At 69.8% G+C, this 18,252-nt stretch carries 19 protein-coding genes; 11 read left to right on the top strand and 8 right to left on the bottom strand.

Annotation, left to right across the window (positions count from 1 at the left end; genetic code table 11):
* Positions 1–7: 7 nt before the first annotated feature.
* The 4 genes from AC2D80_RS10400 to AC2D80_RS10385 are packed head-to-tail and all read right to left on the bottom strand — an operon-like array spanning position 8 to position 4,186.
* On the bottom strand, positions 8–1,810 hold the full coding sequence (locus tag AC2D80_RS10400) for a M61 family metallopeptidase (RefSeq protein ID WP_484632946.1): 1,803 nt from the start codon (positions 1,808–1,810) through the stop codon (positions 8–10).
* Positions 1,811–1,821: 11 nt separating this feature from the next.
* On the bottom strand, positions 1,822–2,304 hold the full coding sequence (locus AC2D80_RS10395; RefSeq protein WP_484632945.1) for a DUF3429 domain-containing protein: 483 nt from the start codon (positions 2,302–2,304) through the stop codon (positions 1,822–1,824).
* Complete coding sequence (locus tag AC2D80_RS10390) at positions 2,301–3,014, bottom strand: DsbC family protein (protein ID WP_484632944.1); 714 nt, start codon at positions 3,012–3,014, stop codon at positions 2,301–2,303. Before AC2D80_RS10390 ends, AC2D80_RS10395 begins: the two co-directional genes overlap by 4 nt.
* Before the next feature lie 26 nt (positions 3,015–3,040).
* The gene (locus tag AC2D80_RS10385; RefSeq protein ID WP_484632943.1) at positions 3,041–4,186 is read right to left on the bottom strand and encodes an FAD-dependent monooxygenase; all 1,146 of its coding nucleotides are present in this window, start codon (positions 4,184–4,186) and stop codon (positions 3,041–3,043) included.
* Between the two features lie 89 nt (positions 4,187–4,275).
* Between AC2D80_RS10385 and AC2D80_RS10380 the strand changes: the two genes are divergently transcribed.
* The 3 genes from AC2D80_RS10380 (at position 4,276) to AC2D80_RS10370 (ending at position 7,083) form a co-directional block, all read left to right on the top strand.
* Positions 4,276–5,160 carry an MOSC domain-containing protein gene (locus tag AC2D80_RS10380; protein ID WP_484632942.1) on the top strand — a complete coding sequence of 295 codons (885 nt, stop codon included), beginning with the start codon at positions 4,276–4,278 and terminating at the stop codon, positions 5,158–5,160.
* Positions 5,161–5,225: 65 nt separating this feature from the next.
* Entirely contained in the window at positions 5,226–6,317 is a 1,092-nt protein-coding gene (ychF, locus tag AC2D80_RS10375; protein ID WP_484632941.1) for a redox-regulated ATPase YchF, read from the top strand.
* A 10-nt stretch (positions 6,318–6,327) separates the two neighbouring features.
* Entirely contained in the window at positions 6,328–7,083 is a 756-nt protein-coding gene (locus AC2D80_RS10370) for an RNA pseudouridine synthase (RefSeq protein ID WP_484632940.1), read from the top strand.
* Here the strand turns inward: AC2D80_RS10370 and AC2D80_RS10365 are convergent.
* Together AC2D80_RS10365 and AC2D80_RS10360 are read right to left on the bottom strand one after the other, a co-directional pair.
* Positions 7,056–8,243: an MFS transporter gene (locus AC2D80_RS10365; RefSeq protein WP_484632939.1), complete on the bottom strand. Its 1,188-nt coding sequence runs from the start codon at positions 8,241–8,243 to the stop codon at positions 7,056–7,058. The two genes, AC2D80_RS10370 and AC2D80_RS10365, sit on opposite strands and share 28 nt — an antisense overlap.
* Positions 8,240–8,722 carry a YqaA family protein gene (locus tag AC2D80_RS10360; RefSeq protein WP_484632938.1) on the bottom strand — a complete coding sequence of 161 codons (483 nt, stop codon included), beginning with the start codon at positions 8,720–8,722 and terminating at the stop codon, positions 8,240–8,242. The genes AC2D80_RS10365 and AC2D80_RS10360 overlap by 4 nt, the downstream gene beginning before the upstream one ends.
* A gap of 199 nt (positions 8,723–8,921) precedes the next feature.
* Between AC2D80_RS10360 and dusB the strand changes: the two genes are divergently transcribed.
* The 3 genes from dusB to purH are packed head-to-tail and all read left to right on the top strand — an operon-like array spanning position 8,922 to position 11,801.
* The gene (gene dusB, locus AC2D80_RS10355) at positions 8,922–9,956 is read left to right on the top strand and encodes a tRNA dihydrouridine synthase DusB (RefSeq protein ID WP_484632937.1); all 1,035 of its coding nucleotides are present in this window, start codon (positions 8,922–8,924) and stop codon (positions 9,954–9,956) included.
* Positions 9,953–10,189, top strand: a complete 237-nt coding sequence (locus AC2D80_RS10350) for a Fis family transcriptional regulator (RefSeq protein WP_484632936.1) — start codon at positions 9,953–9,955, stop codon at positions 10,187–10,189. Before dusB ends, AC2D80_RS10350 begins: the two co-directional genes overlap by 4 nt.
* Positions 10,190–10,217: 28 nt before the next feature.
* Entirely contained in the window at positions 10,218–11,801 is a 1,584-nt protein-coding gene (gene purH, locus AC2D80_RS10345) for a bifunctional phosphoribosylaminoimidazolecarboxamide formyltransferase/IMP cyclohydrolase (RefSeq protein WP_484632935.1), read from the top strand.
* A gap of 96 nt (positions 11,802–11,897) precedes the next feature.
* On the opposite strand, the gene hemL is transcribed toward purH, so the two are convergent.
* Both hemL and thiD read right to left on the bottom strand, forming a co-directional pair.
* Positions 11,898–13,205 carry a glutamate-1-semialdehyde 2,1-aminomutase gene (gene hemL, locus AC2D80_RS10340; protein ID WP_484632934.1) on the bottom strand — a complete coding sequence of 436 codons (1,308 nt, stop codon included), beginning with the start codon at positions 13,203–13,205 and terminating at the stop codon, positions 11,898–11,900.
* An 18-nt stretch (positions 13,206–13,223) separates the two neighbouring features.
* Complete coding sequence (gene thiD, locus AC2D80_RS10335; protein ID WP_484632933.1) at positions 13,224–14,165, bottom strand: bifunctional hydroxymethylpyrimidine kinase/phosphomethylpyrimidine kinase; 942 nt, start codon at positions 14,163–14,165, stop codon at positions 13,224–13,226.
* 150 nt (positions 14,166–14,315) lie between these two features.
* On the opposite strand from thiD, the gene AC2D80_RS10330 reads away from it, so the two are divergent.
* From AC2D80_RS10330 to AC2D80_RS10310, 5 genes are all read left to right on the top strand, one after another.
* Entirely contained in the window at positions 14,316–14,489 is a 174-nt protein-coding gene (locus tag AC2D80_RS10330) for a rubredoxin (protein ID WP_484632932.1), read from the top strand.
* A 120-nt stretch (positions 14,490–14,609) separates the two neighbouring features.
* Complete coding sequence (locus tag AC2D80_RS10325) at positions 14,610–14,978, top strand: response regulator (protein WP_484633320.1); 369 nt, start codon at positions 14,610–14,612, stop codon at positions 14,976–14,978.
* Entirely contained in the window at positions 14,978–15,379 is a 402-nt protein-coding gene (locus tag AC2D80_RS10320; protein ID WP_484632931.1) for a response regulator, read from the top strand. The genes AC2D80_RS10325 and AC2D80_RS10320 overlap by 1 nt, the downstream gene beginning before the upstream one ends.
* 23 nt (positions 15,380–15,402) lie before the next feature.
* Positions 15,403–15,933: a chemotaxis protein CheW gene (locus AC2D80_RS10315; protein WP_484632930.1), complete on the top strand. Its 531-nt coding sequence runs from the start codon at positions 15,403–15,405 to the stop codon at positions 15,931–15,933.
* Positions 15,934–15,986: 53 nt separating this feature from the next.
* On the top strand, positions 15,987–18,239 hold the full coding sequence (locus tag AC2D80_RS10310) for a methyl-accepting chemotaxis protein (RefSeq protein WP_484632929.1): 2,253 nt from the start codon (positions 15,987–15,989) through the stop codon (positions 18,237–18,239).
* Positions 18,240–18,252: the final 13 nt, after the last annotated feature.

Here is an 18,252-nt window from a genome sequence, read left to right as displayed (position 1 = left end):
GCGCGCCTCAGTGACCCGCCAGCCAGGGCGTGGTGCGGGCCGCATCGCCCACGCTCAGGCGCACCGCCTGAACCGGCTCGGGCCAGTCCAGCGGCGCGCGCAGCAGTCGGCGGTCGCGCGACACCAGCGCCATGAGGCGGGGGCGTCCGCCGAGCAGCCACTCCACCTCGTCGAGCCGCGTCACGCGCCAGGCCTCGGACACGGCGCCGCGGCGCGCCGGCGGCAGTTCGATGCCCAGCCATTCGTCGCCGGCGGCCAGGCCGGCCCGCTCGGCCGCGCCGCCGCGCATCACGGTCTTGATGGCGATGCCGCCGGCGCCTTCGCTCACGCGCAGCCCCAGCCGCTGCGCCAGCGGCGCCGGGTCGTGTTGCACCTTCACGCCCGCGCCGGCCAGCAGCGTCTCGGCCGGCAGGTCGGCCGTGCTGTGGACCCAGGCGTCGAGCTCGCCGTCAAAGCGCCGCCCGCCCACGCGCCGCAGCACCTCGCGCAGATCGCGTTCGTGCATCGGGCCGCCGGCGCAGCGCTGCCACAGGCCGCGCATCACGTCGTCCAGCGTGCCGCGGCCACCGGCCCGCAGCGCGAGGTCCAGGCACAGCGCCACCAGCGCGCCCTTGGTGTAGTAGCTCACCGTCGCGTTGGGCGTGTTTTCACCCACGCGGTAGTACTTCACCCAGGCATCAAAGCTGGCCTGCGCCACGGTCTGCAGGTGGCGGCCGGGCGTCTGCTGCACCTGGTTGAGGTTCTTGGCGACGAGCTGCAGGTAGGTGGCGTCGTCGATCAGGCCGGCGCGTCGCAGGAACAGGTCGTCGTAATAGCTCGTGAAGCCCTCGAAGAACCACAGCTGGTCGGTGTAGTTTTCGCGGTCGTAGTCGAGCTGGGCAAAGGCCGCCGGCCGCAGGCGCTTGACGTTCCAGGTGTGGAAGTACTCGTGGCTGATCAGGCCAAGCAGCGTGGTGTAGCCGTCGGTCGCCTTCAGCGCGGCCGGTTTGTCGCCGCGCGCGCGGCGCCGGGGCAGGTCGCTGCGCTGGCAGATCAGCGCGGTGCTGTGGCGGTGTTCGAGGCCGCCGTAGCCATCGCCGCTGGCGTGCAGCATGAACACGTACCGGTCGAAGGGCGCCGGTCCGTCGCCGTGCCAGAAAGCGATCTGCGCCTCGCAGATGCGGCGTGTGTCCTCGAGCAGCCGCTCGCCGTCGAGCCAGTGGCCCGCGCCGCTCACCACGAAGCGGTGTGGCACGCCGTGGGCCTCGAACTCGCCGCTCCAGAAGCGGCCCAACTCCACCGGCGCGTCGACCAGCTCGTCGTAGTCGGCCGCGCGGTATTCACCCAGACCCCGCGCGTCCACACGGTGTGGTCGCAGTGCGGTGGCGGCCTCCCAGCCGGCCGGCATGCCGGTCTCGTCGATCACCAGCGCGTGGGGCAGGTGTTCTTGCCCGAGCACGCGCAGGCAGGTGCTGGTGCCGTTGAAAAAGCCGCGGGTGCCATCGAGAAACGCGGTGCGCACGGACGCGTCAAAGGCATAGACGCTGTACTGCAGCTCCAGCGGTTCGCCCGCGGTGCAGTCGATGGTCCAGCGGTGTTTGTCCAGCTGGGTCACGCCCACCGGCTGACCCGCCTGCCACGCCCGCAGGCCCTGCAGGTGCTGCGAGAACTCACGCACCAGGTAGCTGCCCGGAATCCATACCGGCAGCGCCACGCGCTGGCGCCGCGCGGGCCGCTCGACCTGAACGGTCACGCCAAACAGATGCGACCGCGCGTCCTGCACCGCCACGCTCACCCGCACCGCGGGCTCCACCGTCCCGCCGAGGGACACCCGGCGCCGGGTCACACGGCCCCCGCGCCAACGAAGCAGCTCAGCGCCGCGACCGCGGTGAGCCGGAACCGCAGCCGTAGCCACGGCTTCAGCCCGGCCGCCGGATAGAGCTTGCGATCCACCGCGTAGCAGGCCACCAGCAGCGCGCCCAGCCACACCAGCCCGGCGTAGGCCGGCATCAGCAGCCCGGGCCAGGCCAGCAGGCTGGGCGTCACGCCCCATCCCAGGTGCACGCGAGGCAGCTCACGGCCCAGGCTGGCCTGTGCCCAGGCATGGCCCCAGTGGATGCCGCCCAGGAACGACGCGATCAGCGCGGCGTAGGCGGTCAGCCCGATCGCCACAAAGGCCTGCAGGCCCGGCTCCACCAGCCAGAGCAGCGCGGCCAGCCCCACGAAAGGGATCAGCCCGCCGTACCCAAGCGCACGGATCCAGGGGTGTTCGTCGGGGGCGACGGTGTTCGGGGCGTTTCCGGGCAGGCTGGCGCTGGCGTTCATGGTGTTTTGGTTTCGGCGAGCAGGGCCTCGATGCGCTCGGCCGGGATGTAACCCGGCACGCGCTGGCCATTGGCGAAGACCAGCGCCGGGGTGCCGCGGATGGCCAGTTGCCGGCCCAGGGCGATGTTGCGGTCGATCGCCGCGGTGTCGCAGTTGGCCTTGGGGATGGGCGCGTTGTTGAGCATCCAGTCGAGGTAGACGCGGGTGCGGTCCTTGGCGCACCAGGCGTTGCGCGACTTCTCCAGCGAATCGGGCCCCAGCACCGGCAGCAGGAAGATGTGGATGCTCACGTTGTCGAGCTTGGCGAACTCGCGGTGCAAGCGCTTGCAGAAGCCGCAGTTGGGGTCCTCGAACACCGCGAGCTGCCGGGTGCCTTTGCCTTTGGTGATCACAAAGGCGTCTTTCAGCGGCAGGTCCTTGAAGGCGACGGCGCTGAGCTGGTTGATGCGCTGCTCGGTCAGGTCGGTGCGCGTGCGGGTGTCGATCAGCGAGCCCTGCAGGATGAAGTTGCCCTCCCCATCGGTGTAGAAGATTTCGGTGCCGTTGATGCGCACCTCCCACAGCCCGGGCATCGGCGCCTTGCTGATGTCGTCGATGCGCGGCAGGTTGGGCAGGCGTTCGGTCAGGTTCTTGCGGATGGTGGCTTCCTGGGCGTGGGCCACGCCCAGCAGGCTCAGCGCCATCAGCGCGGTGCAGAGAAAACGTTTCACGGCGGGGTCCTGGGTGAAGGGAAACATCAGGCGGCGCCCATGGCCTGACGGGCAAACCAGCGCTTGAGCGGGCCGGCGCGGTCCACCGCGTTGAGGCCCCAGTTGCGCAGGCCCTGGATGCGGGCGTCGGTGTGGTCGAACAGACCGAACAGGCCGTCGGTGAGCAGGCCCATGGCCTGCGTGTCGGCGGCGCGGGCACGCTCGTAGCGGCGCAGCAGTTTTTCGTCGCCCGGGTCGCGCCAGTACTCGCGCTCGCGCAGCACGCGGGCCAGCGCGGCGGCGTCGGCCAGGCCCAGGTTCAGCCCCTGGCCGGCCAGCGGGTGCACGGCGTGAGCCGCGTCGCCGGCCAGCGCCACGGCCCCGTGGGGACCACGGGCGATCCATCGCTGTGCGGTGGATCGCTCCAGCGGCCAGGCCTGCGCCGGCACCAGCGGCCGGAGGGCGCCGAGGGCGCGGGCGCTGCGGGTGGTGATGGCGTCGGCGAGCGCGGACTCGTCCTGGGCCAGCCAGTGGTCCGCCTGCGCGGCCGGCAGCGACCAGACCAGCGCGAGGTCGTGGCCATCGGCCCCGCCCAGCGGCAGCAGCGCCACCACCTCGCCCTGCGAAAACCACTGACGCGCCACGCCGCCGTGGGGCATGTCGGCGCGCAAGCGGGCGGCCAGGGCCTTGTGCGGGTAGGGACGCACGTCGAACTCGATGCCGAGAGCGGCCCGCGTGGCGCTGCGACGGCCTTCGCACACCACGGTCAGCGCCGCCGCCGGGGCGGTCTCCACCCGGTCAATGCCGGCGGCGAAGCCCACCGCGTCGCGCAGCCGGCGCTCGAGCGCGGGCACATCCACGATCCATGCCAGCGCGTCCGCGCCGCCGTCGGCAGCGTCAAAGCCCAGCGCGCCCCCATCGTCTCCCCAGACACGCATGGCGCTCACCGGCGTGACCGCGCCGCCGTCTTCGGGCCAGCCGCGCACCGCCGCCAGCGTGTCGCGGGCCGCGCGGTTCAGGGCGTAGGCGCGCACGTCGGGGGCGTCAGCCACGGGAACGGACGCGCCGACCAGGGCCACCCGCAGCCGCTCGCGGGCGAGCAGCAGGGCCAGCGTCAGGCCCACGATGCCCGTGCCGCGCACGGCCACGTCGTAGCGGCGCGGCGCCGGGGAGGTGGGGGCGGGGACATCCATGCCTCGGATTCTAGGAGCAGGGCACAATTCCGGGCCCTGCCTGCCCCTGGCTGCCCCTTCTTTTTCTCGACCTTCTTGCCCGCCGCGCCATGACCACCGCCGACCTCCAAGCCACCATCGCTGCCCTGTGGGTCTACCCCATCAAGTCCTGCGCCGGCGTGTCGCTGCCGGAGGTCGAGCTCACCGACACCGGCCTGGCCTACGACCGCGCGTGGATGGTGGTGGATGCGCAGGGCGAGTTCGTGAGCCAGCGCGAGCTGCCGCGCATGGCCCTGATCCAGCCCAGTTTCCGCATGGGGCAGCTCGTGCTGCGCGCGCCGGGCATGCTGGCGCTGCATCTGGCGCTGGATGCGGCCGAATCGCCGATGCGGGTGCGCGTGTGGGACGACGAGGTGGAGGCCTACGACATGGGCGACATCGCGGCGCAGTGGTTCAGCGATTTCCTCGGCCCGCAGGCCCCGGCGTCGCTCAAGCGCCTGCGGCTGGTGCGGTTTGACCCCGAGGTGCGCCGCGTCTGCGACCCCGCCTGGACGGGCGGGCGCGAGGCCCACACGCAGTTCGCCGACGGCTTTGGCCTGTTGGTGACGAGCGAGGCTTCGCTCGATGGCCTGAACCAGCGGCTGCAGGCCGGTGGGCGCCCGGCGGTGGACATGCGGCGCTTCCGACCGAACATCGTGCTCGGCGGCGTGGAGGCCCACGACGAAGACCGCTGCGGCCCGCTGCGCATCGCCACCGCCGAGGGTGAGGCCGTGATCGAGCCGGTCAAGCCCTGCGCGCGTTGCCCCATTCCCGACATCGACCCCGACACCGCCGAGCCCGGGCAGCGCGTGGGCGACACGCTGCGGGCCTACCGGGCCGATCCCCGCGTGGGCGGCGCGCTCACCTTCGGGATGAACGCGATCGTCACGGCCGGCGACGGCCACATCCTGCGCGTCGGGCAGGCGGTGAGCGGCGACTGGCGCTTCGGGGATTGACGGCCCGGCGCCGGCGGGGCGCCCCGTAAAATCGCGGGTTTCCCCGACCGACCCGAAAGCCCCCCATGAGCCTCCAATGCGGCATCGTGGGCCTGCCCAACGTGGGCAAGTCCACGCTTTTCAACGCCCTCACCAAGGCCGGCATCGCGGCCGAGAACTACCCCTTCTGCACGATCGAGCCCAACACCGGGGTGGTCGAGGTGCCGGACCCGCGGCTGCAGCAGCTCGCGGCCATCGTCAAGCCCGAGCGCGTGGTGCCCGCGATCGTCGAATTCGTGGACATCGCCGGGCTGGTGGCGGGCGCGAGCCAGGGCGAGGGCCTGGGCAACCAGTTCCTGGCCCACATCCGCGAAACCGACGCCACCGTCAACGTGGTGCGCTGCTTCGAAGACCCCAATGTGATCCACGTGGCGGGCCGCGTGGACCCGATTGCCGACATCGAGGTCATCCAGACCGAGCTGTGCCTGGCCGACCTGTCCACGGTGGAAAAGAGCATCCAGCGGGCGCAGAAGACCGCCCGCGCTGGCGACAAGGAAGCCCAGAAGCTGCTGGTGCTGCTGGAGAAATGCCAGGCCGCGCTGAACGAAGGCAAGCCGGTGCGCACCATCGACCTTGGCAAGGAGGAGCGCGCGCTGCTCAAGCCGCTGTTTCTGATCACTGCCAAGCCGGCCATGTTCGTGGCCAACGTCGCCGAAGATGGCTTCGAGAACAACCCGCTGCTGGACCGCCTGAAGGCCTACGCCGAGGCGCAGCACGCGCCGGTGGTGGCCATCTGCGCGAAGCTCGAGGCGGAAATGGCCGAGATGAGCGACGAGGACCGGCAGATGTTCCTGGAGGAACTGGGTCTGCAGGAGCCGGGCCTGAACCGCCTGATCCGCGCGGCCTACGACCTGCTGGGTCTGCAGACCTACTTCACCGCGGGTGAAAAAGAGGTGCGCGCCTGGACGATCCGCAAAGGCGACACGGGCCCGCAGGCCGCCGGCGTGATCCACACCGATTTCGAGAAGGGCTACATCCGCGCCCAGACGATCGGGTTTGACGACTACATCGCCCACGGCGGCGAGCAGGGCGCGAAAGAGGCCGGCAAGATGCGCGCCGAGGGCAAGGACTACGTCGTGCGCGATGGCGACGTGATGAACTTCCTCTTCAGCAGCTGACGCGCCCGCCATGGACGGCGCCGAACGCCTGGCCCGCCGCGTGGCCGCCCTGCGCGGTTGTTCCCGCGCCGAGGCCGAGCGGCTCATCCTCGGGGGGTGGGTGCGGGTGGACGGCGCGGTGCAGGACCAGCCGCCCACGCGGGTCACCGAGGCGCAGGTGGTCACGGTGGACGAGGGCGCGCGGGCCCAGGCCGTCGGCCCGGTGACGCTGTTGTGGCACCAGCCGGCCGGCACACGGCTGCCGGAGGCGCCCTTCCTGCCCGATGCACTGGCCGACGTGTGGCTCGCGCCGGCGGCCTGCGCCAGCGCCGGCCCGGGCGCGGCGGGCTTCGGGCCGACCCCGGTGCGCGCCCACCGCCACCGGCAGCAGATGCCCGTGCGGCTGGCGGCGGCCGAGAGTGGGCTGATGGTTTTCACGCAGGTGCCAGCCGTGGCGCGGCGACTGACCGACGCGCGCGTGCCGCTGGAGGCGGAGTGGTTTATTGATGTCGCGACCGCGCCGTCGGACCGCGCGGCGGTGCTGGCCTCGTTCAACGCCCCGCTGGCGTTCGACGGCCGGCCGTTGCTGCCCGCGCGGGCGAGCTGGGCGAGCGACCGGCGGCTGCGGGTGGTGGTGCGTGGCGCGGTGCCGGGGCAGGTCAGCCACCTCGCGGCGCGCGCCGGCCTCGCGGTGGCGGCGCTGCATCGACACCGCCTGGGCCGCATCGGCCTGGCGTCGCTGGCGCCGGGCCAGTGGCGCTACGTGGCGGCCAGCGAACGCTTCTGACGCGCGCCGGCGAAGGCGCTCAGCGCCATCGCCACCAACAGCACGCCGAGGCCCACCTGGTGCAGCGACAGCATCTGGCCCTGCGCGATCATCACGCCACCCAGCGCCGCCCCCAGCGCCTGCCCGCCGTACATGGCCGAGGTGTTCAGGGCCACCGTGGCCGGCGCCAGCGTCGGCGAGAGCTGCACCAGCCGCGCCTGCTGGGCCGAGTTGGCCGCGAAGCAGCCCAGCGCCCACGGCACCATCACCAGCGCCTGCTGCCACACGCCCAGCCGTCCCAGCGGCCACACCAGCAGACAAAGCGCCATCGCGCCGAGCGTGAGCAGCACCGCGCGCGGCGCGCCCAGCCGGTCGATGTGGCGCGACACCAGCACGTTGCCCAGCAGACCGAACGCCCCGAACCACAGGAACATGAGCGACAGGCTGGCGCCGGCCAGCCCGAGCGTTTGCAGCAGGTAGGGCGCGAAATAGGAGAACAGCGTGAACTGGCCGAACGCCGACAGGAGCGTGACCGCCACCGCCATCATCAGCGCCGGCGACCCCAGTGTCTGCACCCAGGCCTGGCGCGACAGCGCGGCCGGGCGGATGCCGTCGGGCAGCGCGCGCCACACCCAGGCGGCGCTGGCCAGCGCCATCACCGCCACCAGCCCGAACGCCCAGCGCCAGCCCAGGGCGCCGCCGATCCAGGCCGACAGCGGCATGCCCAGCACCGACGCCACCGACCAGCCCAGAAACACGAAAGTGATGGCCCGCCCGCGCTGCTCCGGCCCCACCAGCAGGCCCACGCTGGCCGCCGCCTGCGGCGTGAAGATCGCCGGCGCCACCACCGCCAGCACCCGCAGCGGCAGCAGGCTGGCGTAGTTGGGCGCCAGCGCGCACACGCCGGTCAGCAGCCCGTACCACACCAGCGAGAGCGCGAGCAGCCGCCGGCGGTCCCAGCCGGCCACCAGGCTGGCGAACAGCGGTGCGCCCACGCCCATGAGGATGGCCGCCGCGGTGATGAGCTGGCCGGCCTGTGGAATGGACACGCCCAGCGACCGGCTGATGTCGGTCAGCGTGCCCGGCACCACCATCACGCCCGTCCCGATGACGAAGTTGCCCACCATCAGCGCCCACAAAGCGGGCGGCAGGCGGCGGGCGTGGGTGTCGGTGGTGCTCATGCGCCCCAGTGTCCGGGAAATACCCACAACAGGCCTGCCGTCATGGTGACATAGCGGGCGAACTTGCCGATGGCCATGTAGACCACGCAGGGCCAGAACGGATGGCGCAGCCACCCGGCCACGGCGCACAGCGGGTCGCCCACGCCCGGCAGCCAGCTCAAGAGGCAGGCCTTGGGCCCGAATCGGTCGAGCCAGCGCAGCGCACGCAGCTCGGTGGGCGTGCCGCGCGCGCGATCGACCAGGCGGTGTGTGCCGGCGCCCATGGCCCAGCTCACGGCGCCGCCCAGCGTGTTGCCGACGGTGGCCACCAGCACCGCGGGCCAGAAAAGCTCCGGGTTGAGTTTCACCAGCCCGAACACCGCCGGCTCCGATCCCATGGGCAGCAGCGTGGCCGACACGAAGGCCACCACAAACACCGTGCTCAGACCCACCTCGGGCAGCGCAAGCCAGTGCATCAAGTCGGCGAACCAGGGCGGCATGGCGGATGGGGGCGGGATGGCAGGGCGGGACAGCGGCGCGGGCCAGCGGGTCGGAACAGCGGGGCCGCAAGGCCGGGGCCGGTGGCGTCCGTCGGTTTCCCGTCTGCTGAAAAAAGCGGCAGATACAATGCGCATCCTTCGCGCCTGGCCGGGCGGCCGCGGCGGTGATGCCCACAACAACAGCCATTCTCCCACCGCCATGCAGATCGGGCGCCACGTCCTGCCCAATGCCCTGTTCGTCGCGCCCATGGCGGGCGTGACCGACCGGCCGTTTCGCAAGCTGTGCAAGCGGCTGGGCGCGGGCTATGCGGTCAGCGAAATGGTCACCAGCCGCCCCGACCTGCAGGACAGCCTCAAGACGTCCCGCCGCGCCAACCACGACGGGGAAGCCGCGCCGATCGCGGTCCAGATCGCCGGCACCGACGCGGCCATGATGGCCGACGCCGCGCGCTACAACATCGACCGCGGGGCCCAGATCATCGACATCAACATGGGCTGCCCCGCCAAGAAGGTCTGTCACAAGTGGGCCGGCAGCGCGTTGATGCAGGACGAGCCGCTGGCCATCGCCATCGTCGAGGCGGTGGTGGCGGCCTGCGCGCCGCACGGCGTGCCGGTCACGCTGAAGATGCGCACCGGCTGGTGCGCTGCGGTGCGCAACGCGCCGGTCATCGCGCGCGCGGCCGAATCCGCTGGCGTGCAGATGCTCACCGTCCACGGCCGCACCCGCGAGCAGGGCTACAAGGGCGAGGCCGAGCACGACACCGTCGCCGCCATCAAGGCCGCGGTGCGGATTCCGGTGGTGGCCAATGGCGACATCGATTCCCCCGAGCGCGCCCGCGACGTGCTGCGTCACACCGGCGCCGACGCGATCATGGTCGGCCGCGCCGCGCAGGGGCGGCCTTGGATCTTTCGCGAGATCGCCCATTTCCTGGCCACGGGCGAACACCTGCCGCCGCCCGATCTGGCGGACGTGCGCGTGTGGCTGCTGGACCACCTGCACGACCACTACGACCTGTACGGCGAGTACACCGGCGTGCGCAGCGCCCGCAAGCACCTGGCCTGGTACGCCCGGTCCCTGCCCATCGCCCCGGCCGCCGCCGAGGCCTTTCGCACCCGCATCAACGCCACCACCACCATCGACGAACAGCTCGGCGTGGTCGCCCACAGCCTCGACGCGTGGATCGCTGGCGACCCCGACGTCGACGCCGAACTGCCCTGGAAACTGGCCGCATGAAGAAGAACGACCTGCACGACTGCGTGCGCACCAGCCTGGACGCCTATTTCCGCGATCTCAACGGCACCGAGCCGGCCAACCTGCACGACATGCTGGTCCGGGCGGTCGAGCGCCCGCTGCTGGAGGTGGTCATGGAGCAGGCGCAGCACAACCAGTCGCGCGCCGCGCAATGGCTGGGCCTGAACCGCAACACGCTGCGCAAAAAGCTGATCGACCACGGCCTCATCGACTGACCCCCTTCACACCATCCCCAACCACCCCATGCGCGCCCTCATTTCCGTCTCCGACAAAACCGGCATCGTCGACCTCGCCCGCTCGCTGCACGCGCTGGGCGTGGGCCTCATCTCCACCGGCGGCACCGCCAAGCTGCTGGCCGAGCAGGGCCTGCCCGTGACCGAGGTGGCCGAGGTCACCGGATTCCCCGAGATGCTCGATGGCCGCGTCAAGACGCTGCACCCCAAGGTCCACGGCGGTCTGCTGGCGCGCCGTGACTTGCCCGAGCACATGGCCGCGCTGCAGGCCCACGGGATCGACACCATCGACATCCTCGTCGTCAATCTGTATCCCTTCGAGGCCACCGTGGCCAAGCCCGGCTGCACGCTGGCCGACGCCATCGAGAACATCGACATCGGCGGCCCGGCCATGGTGCGCAGCGCCGCCAAGAACTGGCGCGATGTGGCCGTGTTGACCGACGCGTCGCAGTACGCCGGCGTGGTGGAGGAACTCAAGGCGGGCGGCCTGTCGCTCAAGACCCGTTTCGCGCTGTCGGTGGCGGCGTTCAACCGCATCAGCAACTACGACGCGGCGATCAGCGATTACCTCTCGGCGATCGAATTCGACGACACCGCCGCGGTGCCCAAACGCAGCGAGTACCCCGCCCAGTCCAACGGCCGCTTCGTGAAGCTCCAAGACCTGCGTTACGGCGAGAACCCGCACCAGACCGCTGCTTTCTACCGCGATCTCTACCCCGCGCCGGGCTCGCTTGTCACCGCCACCCAGCTGCAGGGCAAGGAGCTCTCGTACAACAACATCGCCGACGCCGACGCCGCGTGGGAGTGCGTCAAGAGTTTCGACCAGCCGGCCTGCGTGATCGTGAAGCACGCCAACCCGTGCGGCGTGGCCGTGGGCGATGGCCCGCTGCAGGCCTACCAGAAGGCGTTTCAGACCGACCCCACCAGCGCCTTCGGCGGCATCATTGCGCTCAACCGGCCGCTTGACGGCGCCGCGGCCGAGGCCATCAGCAAGCAGTTCGTCGAAGTCCTGATGGCCCCGGGCTACTCACCCGAAGCGCTGGCCGTGTTCAAGGCCAAGGCCAATGTGCGCGTCCTGCAGATCGACCTGCCGCCCGGCGGCCCCACCGCCTGGGACCGCGGGCTGAACCTGTCTGATGTCAAGCGCGTGGGCTCGGGTTTGCTCATCCAGTCGGCCGACAACCACGTGCTGCAGCGCAGCGACCTGAAGGTCGTCACGACCCGGCAGCCCACGCCACAGCAGCTCGACGACCTCATGTTCGCCTGGAAGGTGGCGAAGTTCGTCAAGTCCAACGCCATCGTCTTCTGCAAGGACGGCATGACCATGGGCGTGGGCGCGGGGCAGATGAGCCGCCTCGACTCGGCGCGCATCGCGAGCATCAAGGCCGGGCACGCGAAGCTCTCGCTGCAGGGCACCGCGGTGGCCAGCGACGCCTTCTTCCCGTTCCGCGACGGTCTGGATGTGGTGGTCGACGCGGGCGCGACCTGCGTGATCCAGCCGGGCGGCTCGATGCGCGATCAGGAAGTCATTGACGCCGCCAACGAGCGCGGCGTGGTGATGGTCTTCAGCGGCGTGCGCCATTTCCGGCACTGAACGCGCCACCCCCGCGCCGGCGCTGCGCGCCGTCACCCCCTTCAGGGAGCGCCACCGGCGGCCCGGCGGAGCCGGCCCCGTGGTGGCCTCGATGGGTCACGCGCGCCGCGCCAGCACCTTGAAGACGTCGCGCGCGGCCGCCACGGTGTCGGCAATGTCCTGTTCGGTGTGGGCCGCGCTCACGAAGCCGGCCTCGTAGAGCGCGGGGGCGATGTACACGCCGCGGTCGAGCAGGCCGTGGAAGAGGGTGTTGAAGCGCGCGCCGTCGGTGGTCATCACCGTCGGGTAGTTCTGCGGCAGCCCGGGCAGCAGGAAAAAGCCGAACATGCCCCCTTCGCTGTCGCCGCAGAAAGGCACGCCTTCGGCGTCGGCCGCAGCCTGCAGGCCCCGCACCAGCGCCTGCGTGCGGGCGCCCAGGGCCTCGTAGAAGCCAGGCCGGCGAATCTCGGCCAGCGTGGCCAGGCCGCAAGCGGTGGCCACCGGGTTGCCGGACAAGGTGCCGGCCTGATACACCGCGCCCAGCGGCGCGAGCTGTTCCATGACCGCGCGTTTGCCGCCGAAAGCCGCGAGCGGCATGCCCCCGCCGATCACCTTGCCCATGACGGTCATGTCGGGCTCGAATCCGGGGATCAGCCGGGCGTAGACGCTCTGCGCGCCCCCGAGGGCGACCCGGAACCCGGTCATGACTTCGTCGAACGCCAGCAGGGCGCCGTGCTGGGTGCACAACTCGCGGCAGCGCTTGACGAAGGGCACGCTGGCGCGCACGAAGTTCATGTTGCCGGCGATGGGCTCGATCATCAGGCAGGCGATGTCGTTGCCGTGCTCGGCGAAAGCGGCCTCGAGCTGGGCGATGTCGTTGTATTCCAGCACGAGGGTGTGCTGCACCACCTCGGCGGGCACGCCCGCGCTGGTGGGGTGGCCGAAGGTGGCCAGGCCCGAGCCGGCCTTGACCAGCAGCGCGTCGGCGTGGCCGTGGTAGCAGCCATTGAACTTGATGATCTTTCGGCGGCCGGTGGCGCCGCGGGCCAGCCGGATCGCGCTCATGCCGGCTTCCGTGCCGGAGCTCACCAGCCGCACCATTTCCAGGCTGGGCACCAGCTCGACGATCGCCTCGGCGAGCTGGATCTCGCGCTCGGTCGGCGCGCCAAAGGAAAAGCCGTCCAGCGCCGCCTTCTGCACCGCCTCCAGCACCGCGGGGTGACCGTGCCCCAGGATCATGGGGCCCCAGGAGCCGATGTAATCGATGTAGCGCTGACCATTGGCGTCCCAGAAGTAGGCGCCTTGCGCGCGCTGCACGAAGCGCGGCGTGCCGCCCACGGCACGGAAGGCGCGCACCGGCGAATTGACGCCGCCGGGAATCACGGACTTGGCGCGGTCGAACAGGGTCTGGTTCAGGTCAGTCATGGGCGATGGCTTGGCAGGTCAGTGGCGGGTGGTGTCGAGGGGGAAGTCGCCGGCGTCGAGCGCACTGTCGGGGCTGTCGCCGGCGCTTTCGTCGTCAGCGGGTGCGTCGTCGTGGGCCCAGAACAGGCGGTCGGGCAGGGCGTGGCCCATGCCCGGCTGGAAGCCGGCGTCCAGACACTGGTCGAGGTAGGTCAATGCCTCGGCACAGGCCGTCTGCAGATCGCTGCCGCCGGCCAGGAGGGCGCACAGCGCGGCCGACAAGGTGTCGCCCGCGCCGCTGAAGGTGGCTTCGAAACGCTCGTACCGCGCGGTGGCCAGCACCGTGTCGGGCGAGGCGAGGTGGCTCTCCAGGTGCTGGTCGGCGGCGTTGATGCCGGTGACCAGCACATAGGGTACGCCGTGCACGGCCGCGGCCCGCGCCACATCGCGCGGGCCGGGCGGACGGTCGCCTTCCCATTCCGGCAGAAGCCAGCGCGCCAGCGTGCTGTGGTTGCCCACCAGCACCGTGGTCTGTGGCAGCAGCAACTCCGCGCAGGCGTCCAGATAGGTTTCGATCGCCAGCTCGTCCCACCAGGACAGATCGGGCATGTACGCAATCACCGGTGCCTCGGCGTAGTCGCTGGTGATTTCGGCAATGGCGCTGAGGTTTTCGGGCGTGCCCACAAAACCGACCTTGAAGGCCTGGACGGTGATGTCCTCCAGCGCACAGCGCGCCTGGTCGGTCACGGCTTCTTCGTCGAAGGCGATGTGGTCGTGTACCTCGCTGGTGTCGCGCACGTAGGCGCCCGTGACCACGGCCAGCACGTGGGCCGAGGCACTGGACATGGCGGTCAGGTCGGCGCTGAGACCGCCGGCCCCGCTGGGGTCGTTGGCGTTGAACACCATCACGCAGGGCAATGAGGCGCGCTCGGTGCCGGCGTCGGTGTCGTGTGCAGGGGAGGTGGGAGGGGTATCAGGCATGCGGGCGTGTGGCGGGTGGGGCGCGCCGCGTGGCTCCTGGCGCCACGGCGCACGCCCGCGGTTGACGCCCGTGCATCGGCGAAATCAGGCCGGAGGGCGCCTGAAGACCCGTCGATACAATGAATCGATTCTACGATAGGGCTCACTTTTATGAACGACAGCAAGACTTGGATGTGCCTCATTTGCGGCTGGATCTACGACGAATCGGCAGGCGCGCCGGACCACGGGATTGCCCCGGGCACGCGCTGGGCCGATGTGCCGATGAACTGGACCTGCCCTGAATGCGGTGCGCGCAAGGAAGACTTCGAAATGGTCCAGATCTGAGGTCCTGGCCGCCTTCGAGCGGCGGCCCGGCTTCCTCACCGCCTCGTCCCATACGCCCATGACCCCACGACCCTACACCGGGAGCGAATCACCGTGAGCAATACCTCACCCATCAAGGTCATGGTCGTTGACGACAGCAACACCATCCGGCGCAGCGCGGAAATCTTTCTCAAGCAGGGAGGGTATGAGGTCCTGCTGGCGGAAGACGGTTTTGATGCCCTGGCCAAGATCAACGACAACCCGCCCGACTTGATCTTCTGCGACATCCTGATGCCGCGGCTCGACGGGTACCAGACCTGCGCCATCATCAAGCGCAATCCGACCTTTGCCAACATCCCCGTTGTAATGCTATCTTCTAAAGACGGGGTGTTTGACAAAGCGCGCGGGCGCATGGTCGGCTCCCAGGATTACCTCACCAAACCGTTCACCAAGGACCAGCTGCTCCAGGCCGTGGCGCAGTTTGGTGCCCAAACATCCGGAGTTGTTTGATGCCTCACGCCCCCACCACCATCAAAAAGATCCTCGTCGTCGATGACTCGCAGACCGAGCGGCTCTCGCTGTCGGACATGCTGATAAAAAATGGCTACACGGTGGTGACCGCCGGTAGTGCGGCTGAGGCCTTCAGTCAGCTGGAATCGCAAAAGCCTGACCTGGTGCTGATGGACGTCGTGATGCCCGAGCAGAATGGCTTCCAAGCCACCCGCGCCATCACGCGCGATGAGCGCTACGCCCACATCCCGATCATCATGTGCACCAGCAAAAACTTGGAAACCGACCGCGTCTGGGGCATGCGCCAAGGCGCCCGCGACTACGTCACCAAGCCGGTGAACGCCGAGGAGCTGTTGTCCAAGATCGCTGCCATCGCCAAGGGCGACGGCGGGCAGGGCTGAACGGTCGGACGACCCGCGAGCGCATGGCCAAGAAACAATCGCTGAAGCTGCTTCAGGAGCGACTGGCCGAACGCCTCAGCGCGGCGCGAACCGAGTCGCTGGCTGCCACCTGGCTCGCCGTGGAGGCAGGCGGCCAACGGTACCTGCTGCCATTGGTGCAGTCGGGGGAAATTTTCCCCTGGTCCAGTGTGCAGCGCGTGCCGTACACCAAAGATTGGTACGTGGGCGTGGCCAACCTGCGCGGCGGCCTGTTCGGTGTGATTGACCTCGCCCGTCTGATGGGCGCCGGTGTTGCCGCTGCGGCGTCGGACCGGGTCACGTCTGACGCCCGGCTGGTCAGCTTGCACGCTGCGCTGGGCGTCAACGCGGTGCTCTGGGTCGACCGGCTCCTGGGCCTCAGAAGCCCGGGCGGTTTTAGCGCAGAGGCCCCTCCCGGCCCCGACAGCCCGCTCGCTGTGACGCGAGTGCTGGTGGACGCGCAGGCCCAGCCCTGGCACGAACTCGATTTGCAACGGCTGGTCAGCGAACCTGCTTTTCTGGCGATTGCGGCGTGACGGGCTGACGCCCGCCGCCCGCGTGTTTGTCATCTCTGTTGGAAGGTGTTCTCATGGCAATGCTTGACCGGTTTCAGGGTCTGTTTCGCAAGAAGGGTGGCGACGAACCCGATCTGAACCTGGCCAGCGACCAGGACATGGCCGATCTGGCGGCGGCCCGGCTGGCGCCCGACATCAGCGATCAGCCGATCGCACCCGGCCTGGAGATGGGGGACGATCTCGACAACCCCGGCTCGGGCGCCTTGATCAGCGTCCCCCTGTTGGGACGACGGCCTGCTGAACAGCACCAGCGAACCCTCGCGGTGTTGCTGGCGTTTGGTCTGGTGGTGCTGGGTGCGATCACTTTCTTCGTGTTGAGCCAGACCGAAAAGATTGGTCAGCAGGTGGCTGCGTCGGGTCAGGCGCTGATGCAGTCGCAACGTCTCGCCAAATCGGTGTCGCAGGCCCTGGTGGGCAACCCGGCGGCCTTCCCCGAGGTCCGCGAGAGCTCGGATGTGCTGGCGCGCAGCGTGCGCGCACTCAAGCAGGGCAACCCTGACATGTCCGTCGAGCCAGTGAGCGCGGACTACGCGGGCCTGCTCGATCCGCTGCTGCCGAAAGTGGACGCCGCCGAGTCCAGCGCGACCGCCGTGATGGCGCAGCAGGCGATCCTGACCCAGGTGGGGAGTGCGCTGCGCACCATCAACCGCCAGTCGTCCGACCTGCTGGAGATTGCTGAAACCATCTCATCGCTCAAGCTGCAACAGGGCGCTCCCGCCACCGAGATCTCGGCCGCAGGCCAGCTCGTGATGTTGACCCAGCGCATCGGCAAGTCCGCGAACGAGTTCCTGACGCTCGAAGGCGTGAGCCCTGAGGCCGTGTTCCTGCTGGGCAAGGACTTGAACACCTTCAAGGAAATCGCCGAAGCCCTGCTGAAGGGCAATGAGGATCTGCGACTGCGGGCCGCCACCGATCCGCAGGTCCGTGAGCGGCTGGAGGCGCTGCTGAAGTTGTACGAGGAGACCCGCAAGGAAGCCGGTGCGATTCTGGGCAACCTGCAGGGCCTGGTGTCGGCCCGCGAAGCGCAATCGGGCATCATCGCCGAGTCCGAGCCGCTGCGGATCGGTCTCGAGAAGCTGCAACAAGACCTGTCCACCCGATCGGGCCTCGGCGGCACCGAGTTCGCCGCGCTCCTGGGTGCTGCGCTGTTCGCGCTGCTGTGTGCAGCCGGCCTCGCCTATGTGCAGCTGCAGGACAGCCGGCAGCGGCAGCTGGTCGCGGAAGCCCAGCGGCTCGCCGCCGAGGCGCAGGAGGCGGAGGCCAAACGCATCAACGATGCCAACCAGGCGGCCATTCTGCGGCTCATGAACGAACTGCAGACGGTGGCCGAAGGCGATCTGACGCAGGAAGCCACGGTGACGGAGGACATCACCGGCGCCATCGCCGACTCGGTGAACTACACGGTGGAAGAACTGCGTTCTCTGGTGGGTAACGTGCAGGCCACGGCGACCCGCGTGGCCCAGACCACCTCGTCGGTGGAAGCCACGTCCACCGAGCTGCTGGCGGCATCGACCGAGCAGCTGCGTGAGATTCGCGAAACCGGCCAGTCCGTGCTGGACATGGCGCAGCGAATCAACCAGGTGTCCGGGCAGGCGCAGGAATCGGCTCAGGTGGCGCGGGTCTCGCTGCAGGCTGCGGAATCGGGCCTGAAGGCGGTGCAAGACGCCATCGGCGGCATGAACTCGATCCGGGATCAGATTCAGGAAACGTCCAAGCGGATCAAGCGGCTGGGTGAATCGTCCCAGGAGATCGGTGAGATCACCGAACTGATCTCGGACATCACGGAACAGACCAACGTGCTGGCCCTCAACGCCGCCATCCAGGCCGCGTCGGCCGGTGAAGCGGGCCGGGGCTTCTCGGTGGTGGCGGAAGAAGTGCAGCGGCTGGCCGAGCGCTCCGCCGACGCCACCCGCCAGATTGCGGCGCTGGTGAAGGCGATTCAGACCGACACCCAGGACGCCGTGGCTGCCATGGAGCGGTCCACGCAGGGTGTGGTTGAGGGCGCCAAGCTCTCCGACAACGCCGGCACCGCGCTGTCCGAGATCGACCGCGTGTCGCGCCGTCTCGCTGAACTGATTGAGCAGATCTCGGTCGCAGCGTCCCGTGAAGCCGACTCCGCCAACGAGGTGGCCGGCAACATACAGCACATCTTTGCGGTGACGGAACAGACCGGGGAAGGCACGCGCTCGACCGCGCAGCAGGTGCGCGAACTCTCGGCCATGGCGGAGGAACTGCGCCAATCGGTGTCCCGGTTCAAGATTGCCTGACCCCACACGGGTT

The organism is Hydrogenophaga sp. T66 (assembly GCF_057219855.1).
Note: the sequence above shows the minus strand (reverse complement) of the source record. Positions and strands in the feature narration are given on the sequence as shown.